This is a genomic window from Thioalkalivibrio sp., assembly GCF_041685615.1.
Taxonomy (GTDB): Bacteria; Pseudomonadota; Gammaproteobacteria; order Ectothiorhodospirales; family Ectothiorhodospiraceae; genus Thioalkalivibrio.
The window spans coordinates 1-7,015 of record NZ_JAWLFK010000072.1; the positions used below are offsets into that span (position 1 = coordinate 1).

The 7,015-nt window shown below is 67.3% G+C and carries 5 protein-coding genes; all 5 read left to right on the forward strand.

All coding sequences use genetic code 11. The annotated features are described in order from the left end of the window. Positions 1 to 4 precede the first annotated feature (4 nt). Positions 5 to 724 carry an SDR family NAD(P)-dependent oxidoreductase gene (locus ACESLR_RS11100; RefSeq protein WP_373054518.1) on the forward strand — a complete coding sequence of 240 codons (720 nt, stop codon included), beginning with the start codon at positions 5 to 7 and terminating at the stop codon, positions 722 to 724. A 414-nt stretch (positions 725 to 1,138) separates the two neighbouring features. Continuing rightward, positions 1,139 to 1,360: a cold-shock protein gene (locus ACESLR_RS11105; RefSeq protein WP_196794002.1), complete on the forward strand. Its 222-nt coding sequence runs from the start codon at positions 1,139 to 1,141 to the stop codon at positions 1,358 to 1,360. 349 nt (positions 1,361 to 1,709) lie between these two features. After that, a complete protein-coding gene (gene murJ, locus ACESLR_RS11110) occupies positions 1,710 to 3,290 on the forward strand; it encodes a murein biosynthesis integral membrane protein MurJ (protein ID WP_373026009.1) in 1,581 nt (526 codons plus the stop codon). A gap of 54 nt (positions 3,291 to 3,344) precedes the next feature. Next, complete coding sequence (gene ribF / locus ACESLR_RS11115) at positions 3,345 to 4,307, forward strand: bifunctional riboflavin kinase/FAD synthetase (RefSeq protein WP_373026008.1); 963 nt, start codon at positions 3,345 to 3,347, stop codon at positions 4,305 to 4,307. Between the two features lie 33 nt (positions 4,308 to 4,340). Beyond that, the coding region (ileS, locus tag ACESLR_RS11120; RefSeq protein WP_373067398.1) for an isoleucine--tRNA ligase at positions 4,341 to 7,015 on the forward strand (2,675 nt) is incomplete at its 3' end.

Here is a 7,015-nt window from a genome sequence, read left to right on the forward strand (position 1 = left end):
CGCTATGCAGAACAGCGGTTTCGGTTCGGCACTCGTCACCGGCAATTCCAGTGGCCTGGGTCTGGGGATGACCCGGGTGTTGCTGGAACAAGGCGCCCGCGTCTACGGCATGAGCCGGCGCGGCTGCCCCGAGGCCGGGGTGAGCGGCGACGAACAGGTCGACCTGAGCGATTTCGGTGCCACGCAGGACGCGATGGAACGCCTGCTGAAAGGCGTGGAGTCGCTGGACCTGGTGGTGCTCAACGCCGGGCTGCTGGGGCACATGCAGCGCATGCAGGACGCGCCGATGGACGAGCTGCGCCTGCTGATGGACGTGAACACCTTCGCCAACAAGGTCATCCTCGACGCGCTGCTGAAGCATCGCGTGGCCGTCGGCCAGATCATCGCGATCTCCTCCGGCGCGTCGGTCTCCGGGCATGCCGGCTGGAGCGGCTATTCGCTGTCCAAGGCGGCGCTGAACATGATGATGCAGCTCTACGCGCACGAATTCCCCGAGGAGACCGCGATCAATGCCTTCGCCCCGGGCCTGGTCGACACCGCGATGCAGGACTATCTCTGCGAGGAGGCCGACCGGGAGAGCTTCCCGGTCCTCCAGCGCCTGAAGGCCGCCCGCGGCACCCAGGACATGCCCGGCCCGGAGAGCGCCGCCCGCGCCATCCTCGACGTCCTGCCGCGCCTGCACCACACCACCCGCGGCAGCTTCGTCGACATCCGCCAGCTCTGACGCCCCCTTCCGGTGGCACCACGAAGCCGGTCAAGGGCGATTCACAGGAAGACGCGAAGGCAGGAAGGGTCCTTGGGTGTGGGTACTGGCATGGAATCGGGGCATGCCCGGACCGTCAGCCCCGCCCTGTACGCTCCGACCCGATCCCGCTTCGAATCTTCGCGTCTTCCTGTCACAGGCCCTTGCCCTTCTTCGTGTCTTCGGGCGCTCCGTGGTGAATACTCGGGCGCGCCGGAAATCCGCAGTGCAGTGCCAAAAAAACTTCACGGAGGGGCGTTGGATTTTGCCCGGGATGGGGCGTATAGTCGGAAGCGTGATTCGTGGTTAAGCGGCAACACTAGGAAGTTTCTAGTTTCTGAACCAGTGCTCCCGTTGATCTGTTGGCAGCATGCCGCGAACACATTTGTTCGTTACATGAAGAGGTTACAAGTTGTGAATACTGGTGTTGTGAAGTGGTTCAACGAGAGCAAGGGTTTCGGTTTCATCACCCCCGATGATGGCGGCAAGGACGTGTTCGTCCATTTCTCCGCGATCAACGGTTCGGGTTTCAAGACCCTGGCCGAAGGCCAGAAGGTCTCCTTTGAAATCCAGGAAACCGCCAAGGGCCTGGCCGCCGGGGAAGTGACCGCCATCTAAGGCGCCACTCCCAAGGCTGACGGCTCCTTCGTTGGACCGTCCGAAAAGGCCGCCTCCGGGCGGCCTTTTTCGTGTCCGGCGTTCTGTATCCACTACGAAGAAGGTCAAAAGCGATTTACAGGAAGACGCGAAGATTGCAAGAGGGATTGGGGTGGGACGTACAGGGTAGGGCTGACGGTCCGGGCATGCCGCGGGCTCTCAGCGAGTGCCCGCACCCAATAACCCTTCCTGTCTTCCCATCTTCCTGTAAATCGATTTTGACCTGGCCCTTGTTCGTGGTGGAACAGGGGTTCAACGGGAATGATTCAAGTACACTGCGGGGCTTTCCCGTAGGCTGTCCCCGCACGCGATGAACCGCCTGTTTCGCTCCACCGCCGTCGTCAGTGGCATGACCATGATCTCCCGGATCATGGGCTACCTGCGCGACATGGTGCTGGCGGTCACCTTTGGCGCCGGGCCGGCGACCGACGCCTTCTTCGTCGCCTTTCGCATTCCCAACTTCCTGCGCCGGCTATTCGCCGAGGGGGCGTTCAACCAGGCCTTTGTGCCGGTGTTCGCGGAGTTTCGCGAGAAGCACGGGCGCGAGGCCCTGCGTGACCTTCTGGACCACACCGCCGGCACCCTGATGACCGTGGTCACCGTGGTCACCCTGATCGGGGTTCTGGCCGCGCCGGCACTAATCTGGGTATTCGCCCCGGGCCTCGGCACCCAGGAGGCCGGGCGCGAGGACCTGGCGGCCACCATGCTGCGGATCACCTTCCCGTACCTGCTGTTCATCTCGCTCACCGCAATGGCGGCCGGCATCCTCAACAGCATCGGGCGCTTCGCGGTGCCAGCGTTCACCCCGGTATTCCTGAACCTCGCGCTGATCGGCGCGGCGCTGTGGCTCGCGCCGATGTTCGAAGAGCCGATCATGGCGCTGGCCTGGGGTGTATTCATCGCGGGGGCGCTGCAACTCGCCTTCCAGATCCCGTTCCTGTGGCGTGCCGGCCTGCTGCCGCGGCCTCGCTTCCGGCGCGCCCACGAGGGCGTGCGCCGCATCGTCAAGCTGATGCTGCCGGCGATCCTCGGGACCTCGGTGGTCCAGATCAACCTGCTGGTGGATACCCTGATCGCGTCGTTCCTGGTCGCGGGATCGATTTCCTGGCTGTACTTCGGCGACCGCTTCGTGGAGCTGCCGCTAGCCCTGTTCGGCATCGCCATCGGCACGGTGATCCTTCCGCGCCTGGCCCGGCAGTACAATCTGGCGGAGCCGGCGGCCTTCAACCGCACCCTGGACTGGGCCCTGCGCCTGGCGATGCTGGTCGCGCTGCCTTCCATGGTCGGGCTGGTCGTGCTGGCGGTCCCGATCCTCGCCACGCTGATCCAGTACCAGGCCTTCACCCAGTTTGATACCTACATGACTGCGATGGCGCTGGCGGCCTACGCGCTGGGCCTTCCCGGATTCATCCTGATCAAGGTGCTGGCGCCCGGCTTCTTCGCCCGCCAGGACACGAAGACCCCGGTCAAGATCGCGATCATCGCCATGCTCTGGAACATGGTGCTGAACGGCGCCTTTGTGCTGCCGTGGTATCTCTCCGGCACACCGGGGGCGCACGCCGGGCTCGCCCTGGCCACCGCGGCCTCGGCCTACATCAACGCCGGTCTGCTCTACCGCGGGTTGATCCGCGAGGGCATCTACCAGCCCGGGCCCGGCCTGCGCCGGCTGCGCCTGGGGCTGCCGCTAGGCCTTGCCGCGATGGTCGGCGTGCTGGCCTGGCTCTCGCCGGAGTTCGGCCAGTGGACGGAGTGGTCCATCGATACGCGCCTGCTGGCGCTCGCGGGGTTGATCCTGGCCGGAACCGCGACGCTGGCCGCCACGCTTTGGCTGGCCGGACTGCGGCCGCACCACCTGCTGCTGCGCGAGTCCGCGGATCACGCGGATCAATGATGTCCGGGATGGCCACGGCGGGTTATACTCGCGGTTTTGCGCGGGATCGGGGCAATGCGGCTGATACGTGGCCTGGGGCCGGTCGACAGCAAGGCGATCGAGGCGGCCGGCCTGCACGGCGCGGTGGTGACCATTGGCAACTTTGATGGTCTGCATCGTGGCCATCAGGCTGTTCTGGGGCGCCTGCTCGAGGCGGCGCAGGATCACCAGGCGCCGGCGCTCCTGATGACCTTCGAACCGCTGCCGCGCGAGTATTTCGGCGCGCGGACCCAGGCCCCGGCACCACCCGGGCGCCTGCAGCGTCTGCGCGACCGTCTGGTGACCCTGAGCGACAGCGCCCTGAACGCTGCCTGGATCCTGCGCTTCGACGCACAGCTGGCCGGGCTTTCGGCCGATGCCTTCATGGAGGAGGTCCTCTACCGGCGTTTGGGTGCCCGGCACGTGCTGGTCGGCGACGACTTCCGGTTCGGACGCGGGCGCGAGGGTGATCAAGCCGCCCTGCAGACCGCCGGCCGGCGCCTCGGCTTCACCGTGGAATCCACGCCGACGGTGCGCGATGCCGAGGGCCGCATCAGCAGCACACGGGTGCGCGCCGCCGCCATTGCGGGGGACTTCGCCCGGGTGACAGAACTGCTCGGCCGGCCCTACCGCCTGCACGGCCGGGTGGCGCATGGCGACAAGCGCGGGCGGACCATCGGCTTCCCGACCGCGAACCTGCGCCTGGGGCCCTGGCCGCTGGCACTGCGCGGGGTGTATTCGGGCTGGCTGCGCCGCGCCTCCGGCGAGGCCCTGCCGGCGGTCGCCAACATTGGCTGGCGCCCCACCGTGGATGGCACCGAGCAGCGCCTGGAGGCCCACGTACTCGAGGGCCAGCCCGACCTGTACGGCGAGGCGGTCTGTTTCGAGCCGGTCGCGCAGGTACGCGGCGAACAACGCTTCGAGGGCCTGGAGGCGCTGCGCGCGCAGATCGCGCGCGACGTCGACACGGCCCGCCTGCAACTCTCCGAAATCGACTGAAACCGGCCCGCAGGGCCAATCCGGAACTCGCTCATGGCACGCAAACCGGCACCGCCGAATCCCTACAAGGACACCCTCAACCTGCCCGAGACGGCCTTCCCGATGCGCGCCGGCCTGGCAACGCGGGAGCCGGAGTGGCTGGAGGCCTGGAAGGCCGAGGACCGCTACCAGCGCCTGCGCGAGCACTGCGCCGGGCGACCGCGCTTCGTGCTGGCCGACGGCCCGCCCTATGCCAACGGCTCGATCCACGTCGGCCACGCGGTCAACAAGATCCTCAAGGACGTGATCGTGAAAAGCCGCACACTGGCCGGCTTTGACGCCCCCTACGTGCCGGGCTGGGACTGCCACGGCCTGCCCATCGAGCTGAAGGTGGAACAGAACCTCGGCAAGGCCGGGCGCGACGTGGATGCCGCGACATTCCGCAAGGCCTGCCGCGAGTACGCCCAGGAGCAGGTGGACGGACAGAGCGCGGACTTCCAGCGCCTCGGGGTGCTGGGCGACTGGGCCAACCCCTACCTGACCATGAGCTACCAGGTGGAGGCAGACACCGTCCGCGCGCTGGGCACCATCTTCAAGCGCGGCCACGTGCAGATGGGCGAGAAGCCGGTGCACTGGTGCGTGGACTGCGGCTCGGCCCTGGCCGAGGCCGAGGTGGAGTACGAGGACAAGATCTCGCAGGCGATCGACGTGCGCTTCCGCGTGGTCGACGACATCGACTTCCTGCGGCGCTTCGACGGCATCGACGGCTCGCGCGGCCCGATCAGCGTGGTGATCTGGACCACCACGCCATGGACCCTGCCGGCCAACCAGGCGGTGGCCCTGCACCCGGAACTGGACTACGCCCTGGTGGAGCTGGAGCACGAGCGCATCCTGCTGGCGGAGGCCCTGGTCGAGGACTGCCTCGCACGCTACTCCCTGGGCGAGGGCAAGATCGTCGCCCGGGCCAAGGGCCAGGCGCTGGAAGGCCTGATGCTGCGCCACCCGTTCCTGGAGCGCGAGGTTCCGTTGATCCTGGGCGATCACGTAACCACCGAGACCGGTACCGGGGCGGTTCACACCGCCCCCGGCCACGGCCAGGAGGACTACGCGGTCGGGTTGCAGTACAGCCTGCCGGTGGAAAACCCGGTGGGCCCGGACGGGTGCTTCCTGCCGGACACCCCGCACTTCGCCGGCGAGAACGTGCACCAGGCCAACGGCCACGTGATCGACGTGCTGAAGGAACACGGCGCACTGATCGTCGCAGTGAAGTTCGAGCACAGCTACCCGCATTGCTGGCGCCACAAGACGCCGATCATCTTCCGGGCGACTCCGCAGTGGTTCATCAGCATGGACCGCGCGGAGCTGCGCGCCGATGCGCTGAGAGCGATCGCCGACACCCAATGGATGCCGAGCTGGGGCCAGGCGCGCATCCACGGCATGGTGGTCAACCGCCCGGACTGGTGCATCTCGCGCCAGCGCAACTGGGGTGTGCCGATCCCCTTCTTCGTGCACAAGGAGACCAATCGCCTCCACCCGCATACCGCGGAGATGGTCGAGACCATCGCCCAGCGCATCGAGCGCGACGGGATCGAGGCCTGGTTCCAGCTGGACCCGAAGGAGCTCCTCGGCGACCAGGCCGATGACTACGTCAAGCTGAACGACACCCTTGACGTCTGGTTCGACTCCGGCGTGCTCCACTCCACGGTGGTGGAGAAGCGCCCGGAACTGGGCGAGCTGCCGGTGGACCTGTTCCTGGAGGGCTCCGACCAGCACCGCGGCTGGTTCCAGTCCAGCCTGCTGACCAGCGTGGCCATGCGCGGCGAGGCGCCGTACCGGGCGGTGCTGACCCACGGCTTCACGGTGGACGAGAAGGGCGAGAAGATGTCCAAGTCGCGCGGCAACGTGGTCGCGCCGCAGGAGGTCGTCTCCACCCTGGGCGCGGACATCCTGCGCCTGTGGGTCGCGGCCACCGATTTCTCCGGCGAGATGGCGATCTCCAAGGATATCCTCGACCGCACGGCCGATGCCTATCGTCGCATCCGCAACACCACGCGCTTCCTGCTGGGCAACCTGAACGGTTTCGAGCCGGCCGAACACGCCCTGCCCCTGGACGAGCTGCTGCCGCTGGACCGCTGGATCGTCGCCCGCGCGCTGCAGGTACAGGGGCAGGTGACGAAGGCCTACGACGACTACCTGTTCCACCAGATCTATCAGCGTGTGCACAACTTCTGTTCGGTGGAACTCGGCAGCTTCTACCTGGACGTGATCAAGGACCGCCAGTACACCACGCAGGCCGACTCGCACGCCCGGCGCTCGGCGCAGACCGCGCTGTACCACGTGGCCGAGGCCCTCACGCGCTGGGTAGCCCCGATCCTCACCTTCACCGCCGAGGAAATCTGGGAACTGCTGCCAGGCGCGCACCCCGACAGCGTCCTGTTCGCCACCTGGTACGAGGGCCTCGCCCCGCTGCCGGAGGACGCGACCTTCTCCGACGGCGACTGGGACCGCATCCTGGAGGTGCGCACCCACGTCGCCCGCGCGCTGGAGCTCGCACGCAACGAGCAGGGCATTGGCGCCTCGCTGAATGCCGAGATCGACCTGTACCTGCCGGCCGACTCGACGGCCCGCAACCTGCTGGAACGCCTTGGCGACGAACTGCGCTTTGTGCTGATCACCTCCGAGGCCCGCCTGGCCATGGGCGCCACCCCGGAAGGCGCGCATGGCGCCGA